Annotated in this window: 22 protein-coding genes and 2 pseudogenes; 22 read left to right on the top strand and 2 right to left on the bottom strand. The window is 51.3% G+C overall.

Annotation, left to right across the window (positions count from 1 at the left end):
• Positions 1 to 44 precede the first annotated feature (44 nt).
• The 22 genes and pseudogenes from ACX9GV_RS02050 to ACX9GV_RS02155 all read left to right on the top strand — a co-directional run bounded on the left by ACX9GV_RS02050 (position 45) and on the right by ACX9GV_RS02155 (position 19976).
• Positions 45 to 842, top strand: coding sequence for a helix-turn-helix transcriptional regulator (locus ACX9GV_RS02050; protein ID WP_473196865.1), 798 nt, complete (start codon positions 45 to 47; stop codon positions 840 to 842).
• Between the two features lie 228 nt (positions 843 to 1070).
• Entirely contained in the window at positions 1071 to 2465 is a 1395-nt protein-coding gene (locus tag ACX9GV_RS02055; protein WP_473196866.1) for a M24 family metallopeptidase, read from the top strand.
• 487 nt (positions 2466 to 2952) lie between these two features.
• Positions 2953 to 3342, top strand: a complete 390-nt coding sequence (locus tag ACX9GV_RS02060; RefSeq protein WP_473196867.1) for a hypothetical protein — start codon at positions 2953 to 2955, stop codon at positions 3340 to 3342.
• A 246-nt stretch (positions 3343 to 3588) separates the two neighbouring features.
• Positions 3589 to 4647 (top strand): methyltransferase, encoded by a 1059-nt coding sequence (locus ACX9GV_RS02065; protein ID WP_473196868.1) that lies wholly within the window; start codon positions 3589 to 3591, stop codon positions 4645 to 4647.
• Between the two features lie 80 nt (positions 4648 to 4727).
• Positions 4728 to 5450: a beta-ketoacyl synthase chain length factor gene (locus ACX9GV_RS02070; protein WP_023488900.1), complete on the top strand. Its 723-nt coding sequence runs from the start codon at positions 4728 to 4730 to the stop codon at positions 5448 to 5450.
• The gene (locus tag ACX9GV_RS02075) at positions 5429 to 6310 is read left to right on the top strand and encodes a lysophospholipid acyltransferase family protein (protein ID WP_473196869.1); all 882 of its coding nucleotides are present in this window, start codon (positions 5429 to 5431) and stop codon (positions 6308 to 6310) included. The genes ACX9GV_RS02070 and ACX9GV_RS02075 overlap by 22 nt, the downstream gene beginning before the upstream one ends.
• Positions 6311 to 6369: 59 nt before the next feature.
• Positions 6370 to 6627, top strand: a complete 258-nt coding sequence (locus ACX9GV_RS02080) for a phosphopantetheine-binding protein (protein ID WP_473196870.1) — start codon at positions 6370 to 6372, stop codon at positions 6625 to 6627.
• Positions 6628 to 6640: 13 nt separating this feature from the next.
• Entirely contained in the window at positions 6641 to 6889 is a 249-nt protein-coding gene (locus tag ACX9GV_RS02085; protein ID WP_116730199.1) for an acyl carrier protein, read from the top strand.
• Positions 6890 to 6897: 8 nt separating this feature from the next.
• Entirely contained in the window at positions 6898 to 7479 is a 582-nt protein-coding gene (locus tag ACX9GV_RS02090) for a COG4648 family protein (RefSeq protein ID WP_473196871.1), read from the top strand.
• Positions 7476 to 8837 carry an AMP-binding protein gene (locus ACX9GV_RS02095; protein WP_473196872.1) on the top strand — a complete coding sequence of 454 codons (1362 nt, stop codon included), beginning with the start codon at positions 7476 to 7478 and terminating at the stop codon, positions 8835 to 8837. The genes ACX9GV_RS02090 and ACX9GV_RS02095 overlap by 4 nt, the downstream gene beginning before the upstream one ends.
• Positions 8824 to 9177, top strand: a complete 354-nt coding sequence (locus tag ACX9GV_RS02100; RefSeq protein WP_023488906.1) for an ApeI family dehydratase — start codon at positions 8824 to 8826, stop codon at positions 9175 to 9177. Before ACX9GV_RS02095 ends, ACX9GV_RS02100 begins: the two co-directional genes overlap by 14 nt.
• A gap of 20 nt (positions 9178 to 9197) precedes the next feature.
• Positions 9198 to 10901 carry a glycosyltransferase family 2 protein gene (locus ACX9GV_RS02105; RefSeq protein WP_473197956.1) on the top strand — a complete coding sequence of 568 codons (1704 nt, stop codon included), beginning with the start codon at positions 9198 to 9200 and terminating at the stop codon, positions 10899 to 10901.
• Between the two features lie 3 nt (positions 10902 to 10904).
• Positions 10905 to 11327, top strand: coding sequence for an acyl-CoA thioesterase (locus ACX9GV_RS02110; RefSeq protein WP_023488908.1), 423 nt, complete (start codon positions 10905 to 10907; stop codon positions 11325 to 11327).
• Positions 11324 to 11929, top strand: a complete 606-nt coding sequence (locus ACX9GV_RS02115) for an outer membrane lipoprotein carrier protein LolA (RefSeq protein WP_023488909.1) — start codon at positions 11324 to 11326, stop codon at positions 11927 to 11929. Before ACX9GV_RS02110 ends, ACX9GV_RS02115 begins: the two co-directional genes overlap by 4 nt.
• Positions 11898 to 14218 (top strand): annotated as a pseudogene (locus ACX9GV_RS02120) (MMPL family transporter). The gene ACX9GV_RS02115 and the pseudogene ACX9GV_RS02120 overlap by 32 nt, the downstream one beginning before the upstream one ends.
• Positions 14215 to 14802, top strand: a complete 588-nt coding sequence (locus ACX9GV_RS02125; protein ID WP_473196873.1) for a DUF3261 domain-containing protein — start codon at positions 14215 to 14217, stop codon at positions 14800 to 14802. Before ACX9GV_RS02120 ends, ACX9GV_RS02125 begins: the two are co-directional and overlap by 4 nt.
• A gap of 1 nt (position 14803) precedes the next feature.
• Positions 14804 to 15973 (top strand): beta-ketoacyl-[acyl-carrier-protein] synthase family protein, encoded by a 1170-nt coding sequence (locus ACX9GV_RS02130; RefSeq protein WP_473196874.1) that lies wholly within the window; start codon positions 14804 to 14806, stop codon positions 15971 to 15973.
• Entirely contained in the window at positions 15970 to 16446 is a 477-nt protein-coding gene (locus tag ACX9GV_RS02135) for a hotdog family protein (RefSeq protein WP_473196875.1), read from the top strand. Before ACX9GV_RS02130 ends, ACX9GV_RS02135 begins: the two co-directional genes overlap by 4 nt.
• The gene (locus ACX9GV_RS02140; protein ID WP_473196876.1) at positions 16443 to 17174 is read left to right on the top strand and encodes a 3-ketoacyl-ACP reductase FabG2; all 732 of its coding nucleotides are present in this window, start codon (positions 16443 to 16445) and stop codon (positions 17172 to 17174) included. The genes ACX9GV_RS02135 and ACX9GV_RS02140 overlap by 4 nt, the downstream gene beginning before the upstream one ends.
• The gene (locus tag ACX9GV_RS02145; RefSeq protein ID WP_473196877.1) at positions 17171 to 18400 is read left to right on the top strand and encodes a beta-ketoacyl-ACP synthase; all 1230 of its coding nucleotides are present in this window, start codon (positions 17171 to 17173) and stop codon (positions 18398 to 18400) included. Before ACX9GV_RS02140 ends, ACX9GV_RS02145 begins: the two co-directional genes overlap by 4 nt.
• 46 nt (positions 18401 to 18446) lie before the next feature.
• On the top strand, positions 18447 to 19280 hold the full coding sequence (locus tag ACX9GV_RS02150; RefSeq protein WP_473196878.1) for a mechanosensitive ion channel family protein: 834 nt from the start codon (positions 18447 to 18449) through the stop codon (positions 19278 to 19280).
• A gap of 195 nt (positions 19281 to 19475) precedes the next feature.
• On the top strand, positions 19476 to 19976 hold the full coding sequence (locus ACX9GV_RS02155) for an AmiS/UreI family transporter (protein WP_473196879.1): 501 nt from the start codon (positions 19476 to 19478) through the stop codon (positions 19974 to 19976).
• Between the two features lie 76 nt (positions 19977 to 20052).
• Here ACX9GV_RS02155 and ACX9GV_RS02160 read toward each other — a convergent pair whose 3' ends face one another.
• Positions 20053 to 21090, bottom strand: coding sequence for an ABC transporter ATP-binding protein (locus tag ACX9GV_RS02160; RefSeq protein ID WP_473196880.1), 1038 nt, complete (start codon positions 21088 to 21090; stop codon positions 20053 to 20055).
• A pseudogene (locus ACX9GV_RS02165) lies at positions 21087 to 22636 on the bottom strand (ABC transporter permease). The gene ACX9GV_RS02160 and the pseudogene ACX9GV_RS02165 overlap by 4 nt, the downstream one beginning before the upstream one ends.
• Positions 22637 to 22657: the final 21 nt, after the last annotated feature.

The raw sequence follows: 22657 nt of genomic DNA on the forward strand, positions 1-22657 counted from the left end.
GGGTACAATATGAGCAGTTATCCTAGTATAAGAGGTACCCGTTTATGGAATCAGATGATTTATCCGGCCCTAAAGCCCTAGGGGCTTTTCTGCGCGCCTGCCGGGAACGGGTAACGCCAGAAATGTTAGGCTTACCCACCGCTCCACGCCGCCGTACCAGCGGTTTACGTCGTGAAGAACTGGCACAAATCAGTGGCATCAGTACCACTTGGTACACCTGGATTGAGCAAGGGCGCGAGGTGGCTATCGCTCCAGGAACGTTGGCTCGCATTGCCAAAGCGTTGCAACTTGACCATGCTGAACGCCATTATTTATTTACTTTGGCGCGTATCGCTGATCCCGAGTTGGAACTGCATCAGGACACCATTAACCCCGTCGTGCTGCAAAGCGTGCATCAAATGACGGTGCCTTGTTATCTGCTCGATTTTACCTGGCATATGGTGGCCTGGAATCAACAGGCTGAAGCCTTATTTGGCGATTGGCTGCAACAAGCCAATACACCCAATCTGCTACATTTTATGTTCTTCCACCCCCAAGCAAAGAAATTGGTCACCCATTGGGAGGAGCGCGCCCAGCGTGTGGTCGCTGAATTTCGTGCTGAAACTAGTCACCATCAGGGAACCGAAGAAATACGCGCCTTTGTACGCCACATGACACAACACAGCGAATTTTTTGACCGTTGGTGGCGGCAGCAGGATGTGCTGGCCCGTGAAGGGGGCGAGCGAACGTTTACTCATCCGCAGCAAGGCATCCTGCATTATCAGCAAGTGACTTTTTATCCCGCTGAACATCATGGGTTGAAGCTGGTGATGCTGATCCCATTGCCCAGCCACCCCAGTTAACAAACAACCTCCGTTAGCCTGGCGTGAGCGAGTGAAAGAGGTTATGGCTAGGGGATTTTTAGCGATTCAGTGATGCTCACTGTTGATTATCTGCAAACCAGCATCGCGATTGGTAGGGTATAATGATCATCATATTTTGTGGGCAGGTCGGGCGGTGCAGGTGCTAGGGCCAGTTGGCAGCCGCAGTAAAAACCGCGATAAAAATAGTTAACCATGAGGTTAGGGTAAATGAAGACAAAACGTGTTGAGTTGGTTTCGGTTGTCCCCCCTGCCACTTTTCCGCAGGTGGCCCCCGTCATGCTGACGGCGGAAACGATGGCTGCGCGCCGTGATAAAGTGCTGGCGAGGATGAGAGCTGAAAATTTTGATGCGTTGCTGATTTACGCTGATAAAGAGCATGGCGGTAACTTCGAATATTTGACCGGTTTTGTACCGCGCTTTGAAGAGGCCCTGTTGCTATTGGAAGCTGACGGTAAAGCGACCATTATTTTAGGGAATGAAAACCTGAAAATGGCACAACATGCGCGTTTACCGGTGCAACAGCTGCTTTGTCCTTATTTCTCTTTGCCGAACCAGCCGATGGATCACGAAAAGCCGCTCGATGAGCTCTTTGTGGCCGCCGGTTTGGGAAATAAACAGAAAGTCGGTTTAGTAGGTTGGAAAATGTTTACCGGCAAAATAGGCAACCAGGAAACACTGTTTGATCTCCCTTATTTTATCGTTGAATCCGTTAAAAAGAGCCTGGCTACGGGGGCCACATTGGTCAATGCCATCCCCCTGTTTATTGGTGGACAAGCGGGAGCGCGAACCACCAATAATGCCAATGAACTCGCACACTACGAGTACGGTGCCAACCTCTCTTCCACTTGCATTATGGCGGCGATGAATAGCGTTGCGGTGGGCGTTAAAGAGAGCGATTTAGGGCAGCAACTCACTGCCGAGGGGCAATATAATACGGTGGTCACCATTGCTGCCACCGGGCGTCGTTTTGAACATGCCAACTTTTATCCCACTCACAAAGTGATCCAGCAAGGTGACCCGCTGTCGTTGACCACGGCGTATAAAGGGGGGTTATCCAGTCGAACCGGCTTTGCTATCGCTGATGAAAGTGAATTGCCCGCCAACCAAAGTGACTATCTGGCAAGGGTAGCCAAGCCTTACTACCGTGCAGTGGCGACCTGGTTGGAGAATATTCATATCGGTATGAAAGGCGGTGAACTTTATTCCCTGATTGAGCAGGTGTTGCCTAAGAAGGATTATGGTTGGCATCTAAACCCAGGGCACTTGGTGGCGGATGAGGAGTGGATGTCTTCCCCTGTCTATCCATTATCGGAAGAGCAAATCCGTAGTGGCATGATGTTACAGATTGATATTATTCCATCCGTCGCGGGGTATACCGGTGTCAGCGCTGAGGAGTGTGTGGCGGTAGCCGATGCTGAACTCCAGGCCAACATCAGGCAGGAATACCCGCAGCTTTGGGCGCGTATCACCCAGCGGCGTGAATATCTCAAGACAGTGTTGAATATTAACTTAAGCGATGATGTTATCCCGCTATCCAATACCGTTGCCTATCTCAGGCCGTTTCTCCTGGCTAAAGATAAGGCCTTGGCGATGCGTGATTGAAGCTAGCCCGGTTTTAGTGAGTAGGGTAGTCAAGCACTATCCTGATTTCTTCAAATTACCGGTAAACAGTAACCTTACGAGCTCTAAGGACGGAGCTCGTTGTCGAGCCTCTTTCAAGCGCCTCAGTATAACCATGATAAATATGTAGGGTGTTATATATAAAACCATGGTTATAACAGACATTCTTGTGTCGAATAAAATTCGATATTCATATTCTATTACACAAATAAAGTATCTTTTATTATTCAACTTAAACAGACTCAGAGCTTGAACCTGATAAAGTGATTGTGTAAAGTTCGCGCGGGAACTTTGGTGTGGCAAGGGATACGGCCTGTCTCGATGGTCTTGTGAACCGTTATTTTCAGTGAAATAGCCTCAACTTAACCAATTCTTAACATTGTTCTTAACCCATCATTTTCAGATGCTCAGATTAATATCTTGATTGCATTGAGGTTGGGCTCAAATAATCAAAAATGGAGATTGTATTATGGGAAAATTCTTAAAATGGTGTGTCGCTCTCACTGTAATAGTTACTCTGGCAGGTTGTGCACGGACCGCGCCAGTAGTTCAAGTTCACAGTACGGTAACTGCGGGCCATACTGAAACTCAGGTAAGAGATGCTATTCTAAAAGCGGGGCAGCAACGTCAGTGGATCATGACGCAAGTCAGTCCAGGTGTCATTAATGGCCGCCAGCAAGCACGTGACCACGTTGCAGAAATTCGCATTAATTATACGGCAACCAGCTATTCCATTAACTATGTCAGTAGCCTCAATTTGCAATCCTCCGGTGGTAAGATTCATAAGAGTTATAATCGTTGGGTACTCAATCTCGATAAAGATATTCAGTTGAACCTGTCAGCAGGCGCTGGATTATAATTATTAGTGTTGATTAACATTGGGTCGGTCGTGGTCCAATGAAACTATTTTTTATATCCAGACTCATTCAAGTTGCAGTCAACATCGCTGCGGCTTGAATGGTGATGGGGATAGACTCCAAATCATGTCAATTGCTGTAAGTTAATGAGTCACCAAGGGGATAAATGACCTGGTGGCAGGTTGAGTACCGCTAACGCACAGGCAATTTGAAAGATAGCGAGACCAGCTTAAGGGATTGCGTGAAAAATGTATGAGCATGATAAGCTCAGTGCCCTCGATGCCATTACCGAGGCACAACGAATTGCTTTTGCACCTATGCTGTTTCAAACGGCACTTTGTTTACGCAATACAGGTGTACTGGATTATCTCGATAAACAAGGAAGGCGTGGAGCCACTCTGCGAGATATCACCAATAACAGTAATATTAATGAATATGCAGTCAGCGTGTTACTGGATATGGGGCTCAGTGGGCGTATTGTGACCTGTAAAGAGGAGCATTACTATATTGCCAAGGTTGGCCATTTTCTGCTTCACGATACCATGACCCGTGTGAATATGGATTTCACCCAAGATGTTTGCTATCAGGGGTTATTCTCTTTAGAAGAAGCACTTAAAGCAGGAAAGCCAACAGGCTTGAAAGTATTTGGTGAGTGGCCAACCATTTATCCGGCCTTATCACAATTACCTCATGCGGCGCGTGAAAGCTGGTTCGCTTTTGATCATTACTATTCAGACGGCGCGTTTGACGCAGTATTGCCACATATATTTGCCTATCAACCGGGCTCTTTATACGACGTGGGGGGCAATACAGGTAAGTGGGCGCTCCGTTGCTGCCAGCATGATAATGATGTCTCCGTGACATTATTAGATTTACCACAGCAAATTGCCTTGGCTCGCGAGAATATTGAAGCGGCGGGATTATCTCATCGCATCGGTTTCCATGCGGTAGATATGCTGGGTGATGCCCCATTACCTGGCGAAGCCGATATCTGGTGGATGAGTCAGTTCCTTGACTGTTTCTCACCAGAACAAATTATTGCCATTCTGAACCGCGTTGCGGGTGTGATGAAACCCGGCGCTCGGTTGTGTATTATGGAACTCTTCTGGGATGCACAAAAATTTGAGGCCGCAGCATTCAGCTTGAATGCGTCATCGCTCTATTTCACTTGTATGGCTAACGGGAATAGCCGTTTTTATAGTGTAGAGAAGTTTTGTCATTACCTCGAAATGGCGGGTTTTCGGCTAGAGAAACGCGTTGATAACCTCGGAATTGGGCATACTTTACTGATATGTCAAAAATTTTAATAAAATGGCAGCATTTTTGTTGCACTGACTCCCTGTCACTCTCTCAGAGTCACCCATTGATTGCGGATGCGCTTACTTAGATGAAATTGGCTTTAAATATTATTGACTGGCAGGCCAGGGCACCTGGTTTGAGCGAGGCAGCACAGTGGTATCAGTGGTCGCAGCAGCCCCATGCTATTGTGCCCTCAGAACCACAGGCGAAGCTAAGCGAGCTTTCAATGATGACGGCACGTCGCTTGGCATCAGGTAGTCGATTGGCGGTGGAGTGTGGCTTGGCGATGTTACGCCGACATCAAATTGATGCTGTGCTGTACACCAGCCGTCATGGTGAACTGGAACGCAATTATCGCATCTTGTCAGCCCTGGCGGAGCAGTTGCCGGTCTCTCCCAGTGACTTCACCACCTCGGTGCATAATTCGGCAGTAGGGCATTTGACTATTGCGGCTCAACAACCATTGGTTTCATCCTCATTGGCTGCCGGTATCGATACTTTTCAGCAAGGGTTGTGTGAAGTGACTTGTTTATTACAGGCAGGCTATCAACGGGTATTAATGGTGGATTTTGACGGTATGTTACCCGAGTTTTACCATGACAGCCTGCCTGAACAGATGCCGACCTGGGCTTATGCAGTGGCCATGGTATTTGAGCGTGGAGAAACGTTGCAATGTACCAGTCAGGCGGTGGAGTACGGGGAAGAACCTGCATTGCCACAAAGCTTGCAGTTTTTGCAACATTACTTAAGTGCTGTGCCGCTGTTTTCGATCCCAGGGGAGAGATTGATGTGGCACTGGAGCCGGGCATGAATCCCCTGTACGCGCGCATAAACCGGCTTTGGCGGCTGGTTATGACCGGGTGGTGTTTTGTGCTGTTTGGTATTGGCGGGCTATTGCTGTCGCTGGTTTGGTTTAATCTGCTGCTGGTGTTGTATCGCAATGAGGCCAAGCGGCGTAGCCTGGCTCGCTACAGTATTGCTACCAGCTTTCGCTTTTTTCTGTCGACGGCCAAAGTGCTGGGGGTACTTGACTATCGCATTGATGGTCTTGAGCTGCTGCGCAAGGAACGTGGTTGTCTGATAGTCGCCAACCACCCGACCTTGATAGACTATGTGCTGTTGGCGTCGGTGATGCCGGAAACAGACTGCCTGGTAAAAAGTTCATTATTGCGCAATCCGTTTATTGGTGGCGTGATCCGTGCGGCAGGTTATCTGATTAATAGTCAGGCGGATGAGTTACTCCCAGCCAGCCAGCAGCGCCTTGCCCAGGGGGATACTATCCTGATTTTCCCCGAGGGGACACGCACACGTCAGGGGGAGCAGATGGTGTTGCAGCGAGGTGCCGCCAATATCGCTGTGCGCTGCGGTTGTGATTTACGTGTGGTGGTGATCCGCTGCAGTGAGCATCTGCTTGATAAGCAAAGCAGGTGGTATGACATCCCCCCCAGAAAACCCCTGTTTCAGGTGGCAGTGGGTGAGCGGGTACCGATTAAACAATTTATTGATGCAAAATCACCACAGCCAGCACTGGCTGCCAGGCGGCTCAACCAGCATATTTTGCATCTACTATCACCAGGACTATACCCAAGCTCAATCAAGCTGCAGGTAGAGGGTATCCGAGGGAATTCCGATGAGCTGGCACCAGTCAGTGATACGGGTAAACGCGGGTAACCCCAATCTCTGCGGTGTGATTGGTGATGGGAATAATTTCGTTGCAAGGAAAAATAATAATGCAAGCTCTCTATCTTGAAATAAAAAACCTGATTATCAATACATTGAATCTGGATGAGCTGTCGCCTGATGATATCGATACTGACGCGGCACTGTTTGGTGAAGGTCTGGGGTTGGACTCCATCGATGCTCTGGAGTTGGGGCTGATGGTGAAAAACCAATACGGCATCGTGTTGTCCGCAGAGAGTGAAGAGATGCGTCAGCATTTCTATTCTGTGGCGACGCTGGCTTCTTTCATCCACAATCAACGCGCTTAAGAGCCCATCCGCTATGACAGAACAACATGCCATTTATCAGGAAGTATCTGATCTTCTAGGTAAACTATTTGAAATTTCCCCTGATGATATTAAGCCAGAGGCCCGTCTGTATGAGGATCTTGAGCTGGATAGTATTGATGCGGTTGACATGATCGTGCATCTGCAAAAGAAAACCGGCAAAAAGATCAAGCCTGAAACCTTTAAATCCGTCCGTACCGTGCAGGATGTGGTGGATGCGGTAGAAAACCTGCTGCGAGAATAATATTCCCTATGGGTGGTTACCGTTTGCAGCGGGGTATACAACTGATTACAGCGCTGATGCTGCTGGCTTGGCCATTTCTTATCTGGTTTGGTTTGACCTATAACGGTCTGCGTTGGTTAGTGCCGCTGATGGTTTTTTTGCTGATCTTGCGAGTTTGTCAGGTCCGCCAGACTATTGGCCCGATGCGCCTGGTGATACAAAGCGTTGTTTCGGCGGGGGTTGCCTTATGCATCTTGAGCTATCTGCTGCAAGCGCACCAGCTGTTGTTGTTTTATCCCGTGATGGTGAATCTGGTGATGCTGGTGTTATTCGGCAGTTCACTATGGAGTTCAATGCCGCTGGTTGAGCGCTTGGCACGTTTGCAGGCACCGGAACTCCCCCCAGAGGGAGTGCGTTATACCCGCAAGGTAACGCAAATATGGTGCGTGTTTTTTATTTTAAATGGTGCAATGGCACTATTTACCGTTTTATATGGTGAGATGTGGTTATGGACGACTTGGAACGGCATGATAGCCTATGTGCTGATGGGAATATTGATGATGGGCGAATGGCTGGTACGCCGCCAGGTGATAAAACGAGCCGCCCCATGATCAAGCCGCTTCCTCTGGCACAGTGGTTGAGTGCACCTCGTCCGGATGACACACCGGTTGCCTGGCTGGGCGAACAGACCTGGACCCTGGGGCATCTGCGTTATGATGTCACGCTGTTGGTGAAAACCCTGCAACAGCACGAGGGTCAACGCTGGGCGCTCTGTTTTGAAAACAGCTATTTATTTATCGTCGCATTATTAGCGATGCTGTATGCAGGGAAAACACCGATTATTCCAGGGCATAGCCGTGTTTCGCTGCTGGAGGAGCAACAAGCCCTGTTTAATGGCGTATTGGCAGACCGCATGCTGACCTGGGGTGGTCCAACTGTTGTCATTCATTCTGCTAATCAACAGGCTGAACAGCGTGAGCCATTACCTGCGATTGACCCGTCAGCTTATGTCGAGTTATTTACCTCTGGTTCCACCGGGCAGCCGCGACGAGTCATTAAGCCTATCACCTGCCTGGATCGTGAAGCGCTATTATTGGCGGACCGCTTTGCTGAACGCCTTGCTGGCTGCCGTGTTGTCGCCTCTGTGGTGCCACAGCATCTTTATGGGCTCACCTTCCGTATCTTTCTGCCCATGGCGTTAGGGTTACCGCTGCATGCGGCGATGCTCTATTACACCGAGCAGTTGGCCGCGTTGAATCCTGCCTATCGCTATGTGTTTATCAGCAGCCCGGCCTTTTTAAAACGTTTGGATCATCAACTGACACCGCCATCGGTAGCGATGGTGCTTTCCGCTGGTGGCGTCCTGCCATGGGAAGATGTGGTTCAAACTGCCCATTGGTTGGGAGTATGGCCTGACGAAATTTACGGCAGTACTGAAACCGGGATTATGGCGTGGTGCCATCGCCAGCAGGAGGATATCCTTTGGCAATGCTTCCCAGGGATAAAGATCCACGCCGATGGTGAGGTGTTTCGTGCTATTTCCCCCCTAATACCCGACAGTCAGGGCCAGTTGCTTGATGATATTTTGCAGTTTGATGATAACGGCTTGTTCCGTTTGCAGGGGCGCTGTGGCCGTGTCGTGAAGATTGAAGAGAAGCGAATTTCGTTGGACGAGATTGAACAACGCTTGCTGGAGTTGGAAGGGGTGAAGGAGGCGGTAGCTCTGTCAGTGAGTTGCGGTGGTCGTCAGGGGATTGGTGCTCTGCTGGTGCTGGATGAACCTATGCGGCAACAATGGCAACAGCATAGTAAGGCGGCACAGGAACTTGAGTGGCGTCGTGCGTTGTTGCCTCGGTTAGAGCCAGTTACCGTTCCCCGTTACTGGCGTATTATCGATGAGATACCGGTCAACAGTATGAATAAGCGTGTCTATGCGCAATTACAGGAGCTTTTTCATGCAACCACATGAAATTGAAAGTCATTTGTTGCAGGCATCACAAGCGGAAATCGTCCTGTGGCTTGACCCGGCTTCATTCTGGTTTAAGGGCCATTTTGCTGCCCAGCCACTGTTGCCTGGTGTTGCTCAATTAAATTGGGTGATGCATTACGCCACTACGCTGCTGGCACCGGGTTTTCGTTTTCACAGTATATCGAACGTTAAGTTTCAAGCCCCTTTGCTGCCGGAAAATAGAGTGACGTTGCTGCTTAACTGGCAGGAAGAGCGGCAGGTATTAACCTTCAGTTATCAACGTCATGATGGTGATGCGCGGCAGACTGCCAGCAGTGGGAAGATTCGTCTATGTCGTTAACTGCCATGTCATTAACTGCTATGTCGCTAACCCCCGTAGCCTGCCATTTCTGTGTGGTGATCCCTTGTTATAATCACGGAGCCATGATGGCTAGCGTGTTGACACGTTTGCAGCCCTTTGGTTTGCCCTGCTTTGTGGTGGACGATGGCAGTGATGAAGCGACACGCCAAGAGCTTGAACATTTGGTGGGGCGTTATCCTCATGTGACGCTGGTACGTCTTGCTCACAATTCCGGTAAAGGGACTGCGGTAATTCGCGGGTTGGAAGAGGCTTTTCAACAGGGGTTTACCCACGCGATTCAGGTGGATGCGGATGGGCAACACACCATTGAAGATATTCCTAAACTGATGGCGTTGGCACAGCAGCATCCCAGTGCGTTAATTTCCGGGCAACCGATTTATGACGATTCAATCCCACGTTCGCGTCGTTATGGCCGCTGGATAACCCATGTCTGGGTGTGGATTGAAACCCTCTCTTTGCAGTTAAAAGATAGCATGTGCGGTTTTCGCGTTTATCCGCTGGCGCCTACGTTGCAATTAGCGCAGCAGGTAGCCCTGGGTAAACGGATGGATTTTGATACTGAAGTGATGGTGCGGCTCTACTGGCAAGGTAACCGTAGTTATTTCGTCCCCACTCGCGTCACCTATCCGCAGGATGGTCTGTCGCACTTTGATGCATTGAAAGATAACTGCCGTATTTCACTGATGCATACTCGTCTGTTCTTCGGCATGCTGCCACGAATCCCAGCGCTGCTATTGCGCCGTTCCAGCTCACACTGGGCACAGCAAAAGGAGGTCCAGGGGCTATGGGGGATGCGACTCATGCTTACTGTCTGGCGACTGCTGGGGCGTAAAGCATTTTCACTGTTACTCTACCCGGTCGTGGCCGCTTATTGGCTTGGTGCACATCAGGCACGCCGTGCTTCGCAAAACTGGCTCAAGCGGGTGAGGTATGAATTAACCCAGCGTGAGCGCCCGATCCCAGCCGGTTGCAATAGCTACCAACATTTTTTGCGCTTTGGTGACGCCATGCTGGACAAAATTGCCAGTTGGCGAGGCGAGCTGCAATTGGGGCGGGATGTTATTTTTGCACCGGGGGCTGAGGCCACTCTGGATGTTCCTTCACCAACGGGAAAATTGCTGTTGGTGTCACATTTAGGGGATGTTGAAGCCTGTCGTGCTCTGGCTCAACAACAAGGCAGTAAGACCATCAATGCGTTGGTGTTTACTGATAACGCGCAACGTTTCAAACAGATTATGGCAGAGATGGCTCCACAGGCAGGGTTGAATCTGATCCCGGTTAATCATCTCGGCCCTGAGAGTGCCATATTGCTGAAAGAGAAGCTGGACCGTGGTGAATGGGTTGCCATTGTTGGCGATCGTGTTGCTGTGAATCGGCAACGGGGTGGTGACTGGCGTGTGGTTTGGAGCCGCTTTATGGGGCGTCCGGCACCCTTTCCTCAGGGGCCTTTTATTCTGGCGTCGGTCTTGCGCTGCCCAGTATTACTGGTTTTTGCCCTGCGTCAGCAAGGGAAACTGTATTTACACTGTGAACCCTTCGCCAACCCGTTACTGTTACCACGTGCGGACCGCCAGGGAGCACTGCAACAAGCGGTTGATCGCTATGCGGAGCGCCTAGAACATTATGCGCTGGCGTCGCCGCTCGATTGGTTTAATTTTTTCGATTTCTGGCAACTTCCTGACCAACCTGTTGATAAGGAGTAAAGGGTGCTCAACGATCCCCGTTTTACTGCTGAAGTAGAGCTTTCAGTGCCCTTCCATGATGTCGATATGATGGCGGTGGTTTGGCACGGTAACTACTTTCGCTACTTTGAAATTGCCCGCGAGGCATTACTGAACCAGTTTGATTATGGTTATCGGCAGATGAAAGCATCGGGTTATCTTTGGCCAGTGGTGGACACTCGGGTGAAGTACCGCAACATCCTGACTTTTGAACAGCGGATCCGTGTCTGTGCCCGCTTAACAGAATATGAAAACCGTTTGCGCATTGACTATCAGATTTTTGATGCAGCTAGCGGCAAATGTACCACTACCGGTTACACCATTCAGGTGGCGGTAGAAGAAAAGAGTGGGGAGATGTGTTTTGTCTGCCCGGCAATTCTGTTTGAACGAATGGGAGTGACACCATGAAGTACTGGCCTCTATTTATTCTGCTGTTCACTCCGTGGGTTAGTGCCGTCACGCTGGATGAATTGCAGCAGCGTTTTACCGAACAACCGGTGGTGCGCGCTCATTTTGATCAGACTCGCAGTATCAAAGGCCTGCCACAGCCGTTGCGCTCGCAAGGTGAAATGGTCATTGCCCGTGAACAAGGGTTGTTATGGGATCAGAAAACGCCGTTTGTCATGACGCTGATACTGGATGATGCGCGTATGGTGCAAGTGATTAACGGTCAGGCACCACAGGTGATTACGGCACAAAATAACCCTCAGATGTTCCAGTTCAACCATCTGTTGCGTGCGCTATTTCAGGCTGATCGAAAAGTATTGGAGCAAAACTTCCAAATTGATTTCCAGGATAAAGGTGAAGGCCGCTGGATGTTAAAGCTAACGCCTGTCACCACCCCGTTGGATAAAATTTTTGCCACCCTTGAACTGTCCGGGCAGCATTATCTGGAAACCATCCAACTGAACGATAAACAGGGTGATCGCACAACGATTATCTTCTCCCAACATCGGCTGACCCCCAATAGCTTGACCCATGATGAGAACCAACGTTTTGCTGCACACTAGCGCTAAACGCTTGGCGTGGTTATGGGGAGCCCTTTGTCTGGTTTTACTGGGTACCTTGCTGGTCATGTTGCCACAAACGCGTATCAACAGCAGTGTGCTGGCCATGTTGCCCAAGCAGACCCTGGGGACTATCCCCCCAGCACTGAATGACGGCTTTATGCAGCGGCTGGATAAACAACTGGTTTGGTTAGTCAGCCCGGGTAAACAGGCTAACCCGCAGGTCGCGCAATACTGGCTCACACTGTTGCAGCAATCCAAGGGGGTGAAGGAACTCAAAGGCCCGATGGATGCGACTAGCCAGCTGGCTTGGGGGGACTTTTATTGGCGTCATCGTAATGGCTTGCTCGACAGTGCGACACGTCAACGCTTACAGGATGGGGGGAAGCCCAGGCTCAGTGGATCCTCTCGCAACTCTACTCTGCATTTTCAGGGGTGAGCGGTAAAGAGTTACAAAATGATCCCTTGATGCTCATGCGCGGCTCGCAATTGGCATTGGCCCAAAATAGCCAGCGTTTGCGACTGATGGATGGCTGGTTGGTCACCCAGGATGATGAGGGGAATTACTGGTATTTGCTGCATGGTGAGTTAGCGAACTCGTCGTTTGATATGCAGCAGACTCACCAGGTGGTGTCCACGCTTAATAGGTTGGAAAACCAGTTAAAGGCAGAGTATCCACAGGCACAACTGCTTTCACGTGGCACGGTGTTTTACAGTGATTATGCCAGCCAACAAGCGAAGAGCGACCTCTCTACCTTGGGGGTAGCGACGATCCTCGGCGTCATCTTGCTGATTGTTGTGGTTTTTCGTTCACTGCGCCCTCTGCTGTTGTGCCTGCTTTCGGTAGGTATTGGGGCGTTGGCCGGGGTCGTCGCTACATTGTTGCTCTTTGGCGAACTGCACCTGATGACGCTGGTGATGAGTATGAGCATTATTGGCATCTCCGCTGACTACACGCTCTACTATCTCACTGAGCGGATGGTCCATGGCGGCGAAGTGTCACCTTGGCAAAGTTTGCATAAAGTTCGTCAAGCGCTGTTGTTGGCATTGCTGACGACCGTCATCGCCTATCTGATTATCATGTTGGCGCCCTTTCCGGGGATTCGCCAGATGGCGGTGTTTGCCGTGGCAGGGCTGAGCGCCTCCTGTTTGACGGTACTTTTCTGGCACCCTTGGTTATGTCAGCGATTGCCGGTCAGGCCCATCCCGGCTATGACACTACTACTGCGCTGGCTGGCGTTTTGGCGGCGTAAGCAAAAATTATCGTGGGCCTTGCCTGTGCTCCTGGCGGTGGTTTCATTGGCAGGTATCGCGACATTGCGGTTTGATGATGATATTGCTCAGTTGCAAGCGCTGCCGCAGGGGATTCTGGCGCAGGAAAAGCAGATTACCTACCTGACAGGGCAAAGCGTCGATCAGAAATGGTTTGTGGTTTATGGGGCAACCTCGCAACAAGTTTTGGAACGCCTTGAAGCATTGACTCCGGTTTTGGAGCAGGCTCGTCAGGGGGGAACGCTGACTGGGTTTCGCTTGCTCCCACTGAATTCGCTGGTTCGTCAGCAACAGGATCTCACCCTGTTACGTGAGGCGGCACCAGCCACCATTCGTGCGCTGCAAAGTGCGGGGTTGACGGCAATCACCCCGGCATTGCAGGCGATGCCGGTCACAGTTGATGAATGGCTTGCCAGCCCTGCCAGTGAGGGGTGGCGTTTGATGTGGTTAACGCTGTCAAACGGTGAAAGTGGTGTGTTGGTTCCGGTTGATGGTGTGACAGACAGTACCGCATTGAAGGCATTGGCAGCAAAGCAGGAGGGGGTGGAGTGGGTTGATCGTAAAAGCACCTTCAACGAACTTTTTGCGCTCTATCGCACGCTGCTCGCTGGTTTGTTGCTGGTGGCTCTGGCGGTGATTGCCTGCGGCGCAATGATACGTCTGGGGTGGCGTAAAGGATTAGTCAGCCTGGTACCTTCGTTGCTGTCCCTCAGTTGTGGGCTGGCTGTTTTATCCTTGAGTGGTCATGGGGTGAACCTGTTTTCGTTATTGGCACTGGTGCTGGTTTTGGGGATCGGTATTAACTACACCCTGTTTTTCAGTAATCCACGGGGTACGCCGGTGACTTCATTGCTGGCGATCACGCTGGCGATGATGACTACATTACTTACGCTAGGCATGTTGGTTTTTAGTACCACACAAGCAATTAGTAACTTTGGGATGGTGTTGGTGAGTGGGATCTTTACTGCTTTTCTGCTTTCCCCATTAGCCATGCCTGACCGAAAAGAGAGAAAAAAATGAGAAAGAATCACCTTTGGCATACGGTTATGCTGCTTGGGGTATTGTTAATGAGTGGTTGTCGCCATTCCCCCGGCCCTGCGGATAGCTCCGCCCCACAGGCGTGGCTTGAGCCTGGTGTGCGGGTGACGCTACCGGCTCCGGGCATTACGCCAGAAGTGAATTCTCAACAGTTGCTGACGGGCAGTTTTAACGGACAAACCCAGTCTTTGTTGGTGATGTTGAACGCTGACGCCAACCAAATTACGTTGGCAGGTCTCTCGTCTGTGGGGATCCGTCTATTCCTGCTCACCTATGACCATAATGGCATCCATACCGAGCAGGCGTTAGTAGTGCCACAATTGCCGCCAGCCAGTCAGGTTTTAGCTGATGTGATGCTCAGCCATTGGCCGATTAGTGCCTGGCAGAAGCAATTACCCAAAGGCTGGACCCTGGTTGATCAAGGGGATAAGCGTGAGTTGCGCAATGCCAGCGGCAAACTGGTCACTGAAATCACCTATTTACAGCGTAAAGGCAAACGTGAGCCTATTAGCATCAGGCAGCATGTCTTTAAATATCACATCGGCATTCAATATTTGGGCGACTGATATGATTTACATTTCTGCTATCGGCATGATTAACGCCTTAGGGCAATCGAACGCGGAGATTGCGGCCAACCTGACGCGCGGTGTTGCGCCAGGTATGCGTCCGCGCCCGGGTTGGTTACAGAATGATCTGCCAGTGGTGTTAGGGGGTGTTGATGGTGAATTACCGCCGATTCCCGACAGTTTTGCCCCCCATCGTAGCCGCAATAATCAACTGCTATTGGCAGCGCTGGCACAAATTCAACCGGTGGTGGATGAGGCGATACGGACTATTGGTCCTGAGCGCATCGCGGTGGTGTTGGGTACCAGCACGTCTGGATTGGATGAAGGTGATCAGTACGTTAATCTGCGGCTCCATGGTGAAGAGAGTTCAAGTTGGCATTACGCGCAACAAGAACTGGGTGACCCGTCGCGCTTTCTCAGCCGTTGGCTAGGATTGAGTGGCCCGGCATTTACGCTTTCCACCGCCTGTTCTTCCAGCGCCCGGGCGATCATCAGTGGGTGCAGGTTGATCGAAGCAGGTTTGGCGGATATGGCGATTGTCGGTGGGGCTGATACCTTAAGCCGGATGCCGATTAACGGGTTCGATAGTCTGGCGTCGCTTTCTACTACTCTTTGTCAGCCGTTTAGCCGTGACCGTAGCGGCATTACCATTGGTGAAGGTGCAGCACTGATGGTACTGACGCGTGAACCACAGTCGATTGCCGTGCTGGGGGTAGGTGAGTCGAGCGATGCCCACCATATTTCAGCACCACACCCACAAGGAGAGGGGGCAATACGCGCCATTCAACAGGCGTTGCAGCAGGCGGGTCTACAACCTGCGGACGTGGGTTATATTAATCTGCACGGCACGGCCACATTACTTAATGATCAGATTGAATCCAAAGTGGTACATGATCTGTTCGGTACCGGAGTGCCTTGCAGTTCGACCAAGCATTTAACCGGGCATACCTTGGGAGCCGCCGGCATCACCGAAGCGGCTATCAGCGCACTGATTCTGTTACAGAATCTACCATTGCCACCCCAGGATTTCAGTCGTTCACCGCTGGACCCCGATTTACCGCCTTGCGGTCTATTACATACCGCAGCACCACTGGCGCGTCCGGTTATTTTGTCTAACTCTTTCGCCTTTGGTGGCAATAACGCCAGTATTCTGCTGGGGAGAGTGGCATGAGTGATTACTTACTGCCAGTGAACTACCTGCCACATGATGCACCCATGTTACTACTGGCTGAAGTGTTGAGTGTCAGCGAGGAGAGTGCACATTGCCGGGTCGCCGTGACAGCTGACAGCGTATTGGCCCCCTTTCTTGATGGTCAGGGTAACTTGCCAGGTTGGTATGCGTTGGAGTTGATGGCGCAAACCATTGGCGTTTGGTCTGGTTGGCATCGTCAGCAACAAGGCCAGCAAAGTATCACGCTTGGCATGGTACTGGGAGCCAGGGAGTTGATCTGCGCCGCTGGTAGTTTGCCAGCAGGTGCGGTGCTGGATATTGAGGTTAAGCTACTGATGCAAGATCAACGGTTTGGTAGTTTTGACTGTACCATCTGCGTGGAAAATCACACGCTGGCGACAGGCCGTGTAAATACCTTTCAACCCGCGCCGGAAGAGCTAACATTACTTTTTAATCAGGGATCTACAACATGAGTCGTTCAGTTTTGGTCACGGGGGCCAGTAAAGGTATCGGGCGTGCCATTGCCTGCCAGTTGGCGGCAGATGGATTTATCGTCGGTATACATTATCATCAGGACCGCGCAGGCGCAGAGGCGACACGCGAGACCCTGACCGCCGCCGGGGGGCAAGGGCGCTTGCTATGCTTTGATGTAGCCAACCGCCAGCAATGTCAGGAGGTCCTCGAACAGGATATGGCAGAACATGGCCCGTGGTATGGCGTGGTCAGCAATGCGGGGATTACCCGCGATGGGGCTTTCCCCGCGTTGAGTGGCGATGACTGGGGAGCGGTAATCCACACTAATCTCGACAGCTTTTATAACGTGATTCACCCCTGTGTGATGCCAATGATCGCTACACGTCAAGGTGGTCGTATTATTACCCTCTCTTCCGTTTCTGGCCTGATGGGCAACCGTGGGCAGGTTAACTATAGTGCCGCTAAAGCAGGGATTATTGGTGCGACCAAAGCACTGGCCGTTGAATTGGCAAAACGCAAAATTACGGTGAACTGTATTGCGCCGGGCTTGATTGATACCGGCATGATTGAGATGGAAGAGGCTGCATTACAAGAGGCGATGGCGATGATTCCCATGAAGCGTATCGGGCAAGCGCAAGAAGTCGCTGGGTTGGCGAGTTATTTGATGTCTGATATTGCCGGTTATGTTACCCGCCAGGTTATCTCTATCAATGGAGGGATGTTATGACACGCCGTGTAGTGATTACCGGAATGGGGGGCGTCACCGCCTTTGGTGAGGATTGGCAAGCAGTGTCCCGTCGGCTGTTAGGCTATAAAAATGCAGTGCGCCACATGCCAGAATGGCAAATCTACTCTGGCTTGCATACGCTATTGGGTGCCCCTATCGATGATTTTGTGTTGCCTGAGCACTATACCCGGAAGCGTATTCGCTCCATGGGGCGAGTGTCACTGATGTCAACCCGGGCGACAGAGTTGGCGTTGATTCAGGCCGGGCTGATTGATGATCCGGTTTTGACCCAGGGGCGGACGGGTATTGCCTATGGCTCATCAACGGGCAGCACGGGGCCAGTGAGCGAATTCGCCACCATGTTAACTGAGAAACACACCAATAATATTACCGGCACCACCTATGTACAGATGATGCCACACACCACGGCGGTTAACACCGGGTTGTTCTTTGGCCTGCGTGGGCGGGTGATCCCGACTTCCAGTGCCTGTACCTCGGGTAGCCAAGCCATTGGTTATGCCTGGGAAGCGATTCGCCATGGTTATCAGACGGTGATGGTTGCCGGTGGTGCGGAGGAGCTATGTCCCTCTGAAGCAGCGGTGTTTGATACCCTGTTCGCGACCAGCCAGCGTAACGACGCGCCCCAGACGACGCCCGCACCGTTTGATCAACAGCGGGATGGGCTGGTGATTGGCGAAGGTGCAGGAACGTTGATCCTGGAGGAGTTGGAACATGCCAAAGCGCGAGGGGCAACCATTTATGGTGAGATAGTCGGCTTTGCCACTAATTGTGATGCCGCACATATCACGCAGCCACAGCGTGAAACCATGCAGATTTGCATGGAGCAATCACTACAGATGGCTGGTTTAAGCCCAGGTGATATTGGTTATATTTCTGCCCACGGTACGGCGACTGATAGGGGGGATATTGCTGAAAGTCAGGCTACCGCCGCGATTTATGGTGATAATGTGCCAATCTCATCATTAAAAAGCTATTTTGGTCACACATTAGGGGCTTGTGGTGCATTGGAGGCTTGGATGAGTCTGCAAATGATGCGTGAAGGTTGGTTTGCCCCGACACTCAACCTGCATACGCCAGATAAGCAGTGCGGAGCATTGGATTACATTATGGGGGAAGCACGTAATATTGATTGCGAATACCTGCAAAGTAATAACTTCGCTTTTGGTGGCATTAACACTTCGCTGATTATTAAGCGCTGGGCGTAAACAGCTTGGTTGAGGAATATTAAGTGATAGCCAGAGAGAACAAAAAATGCACACATTAAAGCTTGGGGAAGTTAATTTGCTTTCCTTTCTAAGCCCGGATAGTTTGTTCGGGGCGCTGATTTACCTCTTTTTGTTTATACTCGGTGCATTGATACTGTCCCGCGGTTTGTCGCTCACGGTGAGTAAAGCGATATCGCGTCACGAGCATCTTGACCGCACCACCATCAACTTCTTGCAACAATTGCTGTCAGCGTTGATCTGGGTGGTTTCACTGATTCTGTATGCTCACCTGATTCCAGCACTTCGAACTATGGGAACGGCAATGTTGGCCGGTGCCAGCGTGGTATCGGTGGTACTGGGTCTGGCTGCGCAAAGTACGCTGGGCAACTTAATCGCTGGCCTTGCTATTACTATCTACCGGCCATTCCGCTTGGGGGATACCTTACAGGTGGCGGTACCCAGTGGCACCGAGATTGGGGTAGTGCAGACTATTTCCCTGGGCTACACCACATTACGTACCGGGGATGGGCGGTTGGTAGTGATCCCAAACAGTGCTGCGGCCAGTCAGGTGGCGATCAACCTTAACGTTAACAGTACCCATTTCCCGATGAGGATCAAAATTTCGATTGATCGCAGTGTTGATATTGCTGCCGCCTGCTCACGGGCTCAAGCCCTTGCTGCAGAAGTGCTTGGGCAGCAGGCCGTTGGGTGCTGTATTTTGACCCATATTGATGGGGCTGTAGCGCAGTTGGAACTTTGCTTTCATGGTGAAGATAGTGAAGCTATCGCCGAAACTCGATCGAAATTACTGACTCGCCTTGTCAGCGGTTTTTCAGGGGATCCCGCCTGGGGACCAGCGCCAGGCCCAAGCTTCCTCTGATTTAAAGCGCGTCATTGTGAGTGTTGATCAAGAAAACTCCGTAATCAGAGATAAAGCTCAAATTTTAATATTTTAAATCAATATGTTGTGTAATTACGCGGTGAGTTCTATTGATGCTATTGCGGAGATCCTTAGTCAGTAGAATCTCGCTGACCCATCATGGACGGGCATGCCTGCCAAGCCAAGGAGAAGAGTATGTTAGGGCTGAGTTTATTATTTATTGGTGCAGTGTTGTTAGTGAATGCCCAGTCACTTTATGGTCGAGTCGCAGCACGGGAATGCGCCCCCTTTAATCTGTTAGTGGGGTTATTGGCGCTAGGGGTTAATGCATTGGGGATTGTGCGGGCCACGGATAATTTGGCATTACTGGCGGCAGCGGGTGGTTTACTGTTTGCGTTTACCTATCTTTATCTCTCAGTGGTGCAATGGTGGTCACTGGATGGTAGTGGGTTTGGATGGTACTGCCTGTTTGTGGCGATAAATACATTGGTTTTTGCCTTGCTGAGTGTCAACCAAAAAGCCTGGTTGTTTACGGTGCTATGGTTGGCCTGGGGCTGCCTGTGGTTGATGTTCTTTATTGCCCAGGGGTTGAAGCGCGACCTGGGACGAGCGTTGCCCCATATGACGTTGCTGGTGGGGATATTCACCTGTTGGTTGCCCGGCATTCTGATGCTCACCGGGAACTGGCCCGATTGAGCGTCAACATCCTTGCCGTTTGATTGATGGCGGGTATCAACCCTACCCGCCTCAGTTACTGAGCCTGACCCACTGCTTACTCTGTAAAAACATGCGCCAAACCAAGAATACTCAGGTTAATGTGAGCACCAACATCAAGTCCTGTGCGGCTGATAGTTTTAACTTCCAGGATTTCGTTACTGTCGCTCATCTGTAACGTTACGGTAGTAATAAACCCGGCGAAGTCGATATGGGTGATCGTTGCCTGAGAATCTGCCAGTTGCAGGGTAGGCTCGAGCAGCACTTGTTCAGGCCGTAACATAATACGACCTGGCCCACGCTGTTGAATATTGTCCACCGCCACGCGGCCGAGAACACACTCGGCAACGCCCGCTGCCAGTTGTGCAGGCAGTATCAGGGTATCACCAAGAAATGTGGCGGTGGGTTCATCTACCGGGTGGAGATAAAGATCTTTGGGGGGGCCCACTTGGGTTAAACGCCCATTGCGCATAACCGCCAACTGGTCTGCAAATGAGAGCGCTTCAACCTGGTCATGGGTAACCAGAATAGTGGCGATACCTGCTTCAGACAGCAGTTCAGTCACGGCTTTGCGGGTGGCTGCGCGCAATCCGGTATCCAGTGCCGAAAAAGGTTCGTCAAGCAGCATCAGCGTGGGCTGTTGTGACAAAGCCCGGGCCAGAGCGACTCGCTGTTGTTGCCCACCGGAAAGTTCGTGGGGCCAGAGCTTGGCAAGCCTGCGGTCTAGGGCGACCATATCCATAAGCTTATCAATGTGATGCTGTTTTTCTTGTTTACTGCCTTTCAGGGCAAAGCCGATATTACCTGCCACGGTAAAGTGCGGGAACAAGGCGCCATCTTGTGGCACAAAACCGATCCGCCGTTGATGAGCGGGGATCCAGACTTTTTCCGCCGCTAAGGTGTTGCCTTGTAACTGAAGCTCACCAGCATCAGGGGCTTCAAAACCGGCGATAATTCTCAGCAGTGTCGTTTTACCCGAGCCGGAAGGGCCAACGATAGCCGTTCTACTCCCTTCAGCCACTTGTAGGCAGATATCATCCAGAATTTTAACCCCATGATAAGATTTACCAATGTGATGTAGCGACAGTGTGTTCATAATCCTGCTGTACGTTTAGATTGAGAGTAAAGAAACCAGGTCAAGGGCAAGGACAACAGCACCATGAGAGTGGCGTAGGGGGCTGCGGCAACATAGTCTATTTCGCTGGTTAATGCCCAGAACCCGGTGGCCAGCGTGCGAGTGCCATTGGGGGCCAACAGTAATGTCGCGGTCAGTTCATTGGTGATAGCTATAAATACCAGTGCCGCCCCTGCCGCCGCACCGGGGGCCGCCAAGCGCAACGTGGTACTGAATAGCGCCAGCAACGGTGTTCGCCCGAGGCTGCGAGCCACATTTTCCAGTTCAACCGGGGCTTGTGCGATACCCGCTCGTAGATTGATCAGCGCTCTTGGCATAAACATCAGTAGATAGGCCAACAGTAAGGTGATCTCTGTTTGGTAAATGGGGCGAAAAGCATGAATAGTGATCGTTACCAGAGCCAGGGCGACCACAATGCCGGGTAAGGAACTGGTGATATAGTTACACGCTTCCAGTACCCGATAGAATTTGGACGGATAACGTATCGAGAGCCACGCTGTTGGAATGGCACACAGGGTAATGATCACCGCACCACTGGCGGCCAGCGACAGTGTCTGCCAGATGGCTGGCCAGAGCTGGGGGTTATTCCAGACGGCAGTACCCCCTAACAGCAGCCAGCGAGATAGCGTGATAAAAGGGACACCCAGCGCCAATACTGTGAGCGTGATGGGTAATAGTAGGCACAGCCAACCCATTGATGGGCGAAGCGCGTACAGGTATTGACGGCGGGCACTACCAGAACCCACTCGGGCGTACCGTGTTCGGCCACGGCTGGTGGCCTCAATCAACAGCAACCCCAAGCAACAGAGCGCCAGAACACCCGCCAGCATATTGGCTGCTGGCCCATTAAATGTTGACTGGAACTGGTCAAAAATGGCCGTGGTAAAAGTATCAAAACGGATCATGGCATACAGGCCATACTCTGCCAGTAAATGTAAGGCAATCAGTAATGCCCCCCCCAGATGGCCAGTTTAAGCTGTGGCAGGATCACCCGAAAGAATACCACCCGAGGGCGGTTACCCAGCGAAGTCGCCACGTCTTCAATCGCCGGGTCAAGACGCCGTAATACGGCGGCTACGGGGAGATAGATAAACGGAAAGTAGGCGAGCACCGAGATAAATACCCCAGCAGCCAGCCCATGCATGCCGGGTACCAGGCTTATCCAGGCATAGCTTTGTACAAACGCCGGGATCGCCAATGGTAAGATGGCGAGAATAGCCCAGAGCCGACGCCCCGGTAGTTGGGTTCGCTCTGTCAGCCAAGCTAGCGTGACCCCCAAGAAGGTGCAAATTGGCAGGGTAAAAACCACCAATAACAAGGTATTAACCAGTAATTCGCCCACCCGGGGGCGGAAAACCAGTGCTTTAACTGTTTGCCACCCGGTGTCAATGGCGATCCCCAGAACAAATCCCAGCGGCAGCAGCGCTAATAGTGCAAACAGGACGGCGGTAATCACCAACCATAATGGGGGATGTTGATGGGGCGTGTGAGCGTTATTATTCGGCATCGCTTGGGTGATATCTGAAAA

This window comes from Serratia sp. 25CWL12 (genome assembly GCF_055790885.1).

Excerpts from the sequence above, each read along its gene's own strand:
- ACX9GV_RS02060 (WP_473196867.1), top strand. The coding sequence starts at position 2,953 with ATGGGAAAATTCTTAAAATGGTGTGTCGCTCTCACTGTAATAGTTACT.
- ACX9GV_RS02105 (WP_473197956.1), top strand. The coding sequence starts at position 9,198 with ATGTCGCTAACCCCCGTAGCCTGCCATTTCTGTGTGGTGATCCCTTGT.
- ACX9GV_RS02085 (WP_116730199.1), top strand. The coding sequence starts at position 6,641 with ATGACAGAACAACATGCCATTTATCAGGAAGTATCTGATCTTCTAGGT.
- ACX9GV_RS02065 (WP_473196868.1), top strand. The coding sequence starts at position 3,589 with ATGTATGAGCATGATAAGCTCAGTGCCCTCGATGCCATTACCGAGGCA.
- ACX9GV_RS02135 (WP_473196875.1), top strand. The coding sequence starts at position 15,970 with ATGAGTGATTACTTACTGCCAGTGAACTACCTGCCACATGATGCACCC.
- ACX9GV_RS02080 (WP_473196870.1), top strand. The coding sequence starts at position 6,370 with ATGCAAGCTCTCTATCTTGAAATAAAAAACCTGATTATCAATACATTG.
- ACX9GV_RS02095 (WP_473196872.1), top strand. The coding sequence starts at position 7,476 with ATGATCAAGCCGCTTCCTCTGGCACAGTGGTTGAGTGCACCTCGTCCG.
- ACX9GV_RS02055 (WP_473196866.1), top strand. The coding sequence starts at position 1,071 with ATGAAGACAAAACGTGTTGAGTTGGTTTCGGTTGTCCCCCCTGCCACT.
- ACX9GV_RS02070 (WP_023488900.1), top strand. The coding sequence starts at position 4,728 with ATGAAATTGGCTTTAAATATTATTGACTGGCAGGCCAGGGCACCTGGT.
- ACX9GV_RS02050 (WP_473196865.1), top strand. The coding sequence starts at position 45 with ATGGAATCAGATGATTTATCCGGCCCTAAAGCCCTAGGGGCTTTTCTG.
- ACX9GV_RS02130 (WP_473196874.1), top strand. The coding sequence starts at position 14,804 with ATGATTTACATTTCTGCTATCGGCATGATTAACGCCTTAGGGCAATCG.
- ACX9GV_RS02125 (WP_473196873.1), top strand. The coding sequence starts at position 14,215 with ATGAGAAAGAATCACCTTTGGCATACGGTTATGCTGCTTGGGGTATTG.
- ACX9GV_RS02145 (WP_473196877.1), top strand. The coding sequence starts at position 17,171 with ATGACACGCCGTGTAGTGATTACCGGAATGGGGGGCGTCACCGCCTTT.
- ACX9GV_RS02160 (WP_473196880.1), bottom strand. The coding sequence starts at position 21,090 with ATGAACACACTGTCGCTACATCACATTGGTAAATCTTATCATGGGGTT.
- ACX9GV_RS02090 (WP_473196871.1), top strand. The coding sequence starts at position 6,898 with ATGGGTGGTTACCGTTTGCAGCGGGGTATACAACTGATTACAGCGCTG.
- ACX9GV_RS02155 (WP_473196879.1), top strand. The coding sequence starts at position 19,476 with ATGTTAGGGCTGAGTTTATTATTTATTGGTGCAGTGTTGTTAGTGAAT.
- ACX9GV_RS02100 (WP_023488906.1), top strand. The coding sequence starts at position 8,824 with ATGCAACCACATGAAATTGAAAGTCATTTGTTGCAGGCATCACAAGCG.
- ACX9GV_RS02140 (WP_473196876.1), top strand. The coding sequence starts at position 16,443 with ATGAGTCGTTCAGTTTTGGTCACGGGGGCCAGTAAAGGTATCGGGCGT.
- ACX9GV_RS02115 (WP_023488909.1), top strand. The coding sequence starts at position 11,324 with ATGAAGTACTGGCCTCTATTTATTCTGCTGTTCACTCCGTGGGTTAGT.
- ACX9GV_RS02150 (WP_473196878.1), top strand. The coding sequence starts at position 18,447 with ATGCACACATTAAAGCTTGGGGAAGTTAATTTGCTTTCCTTTCTAAGC.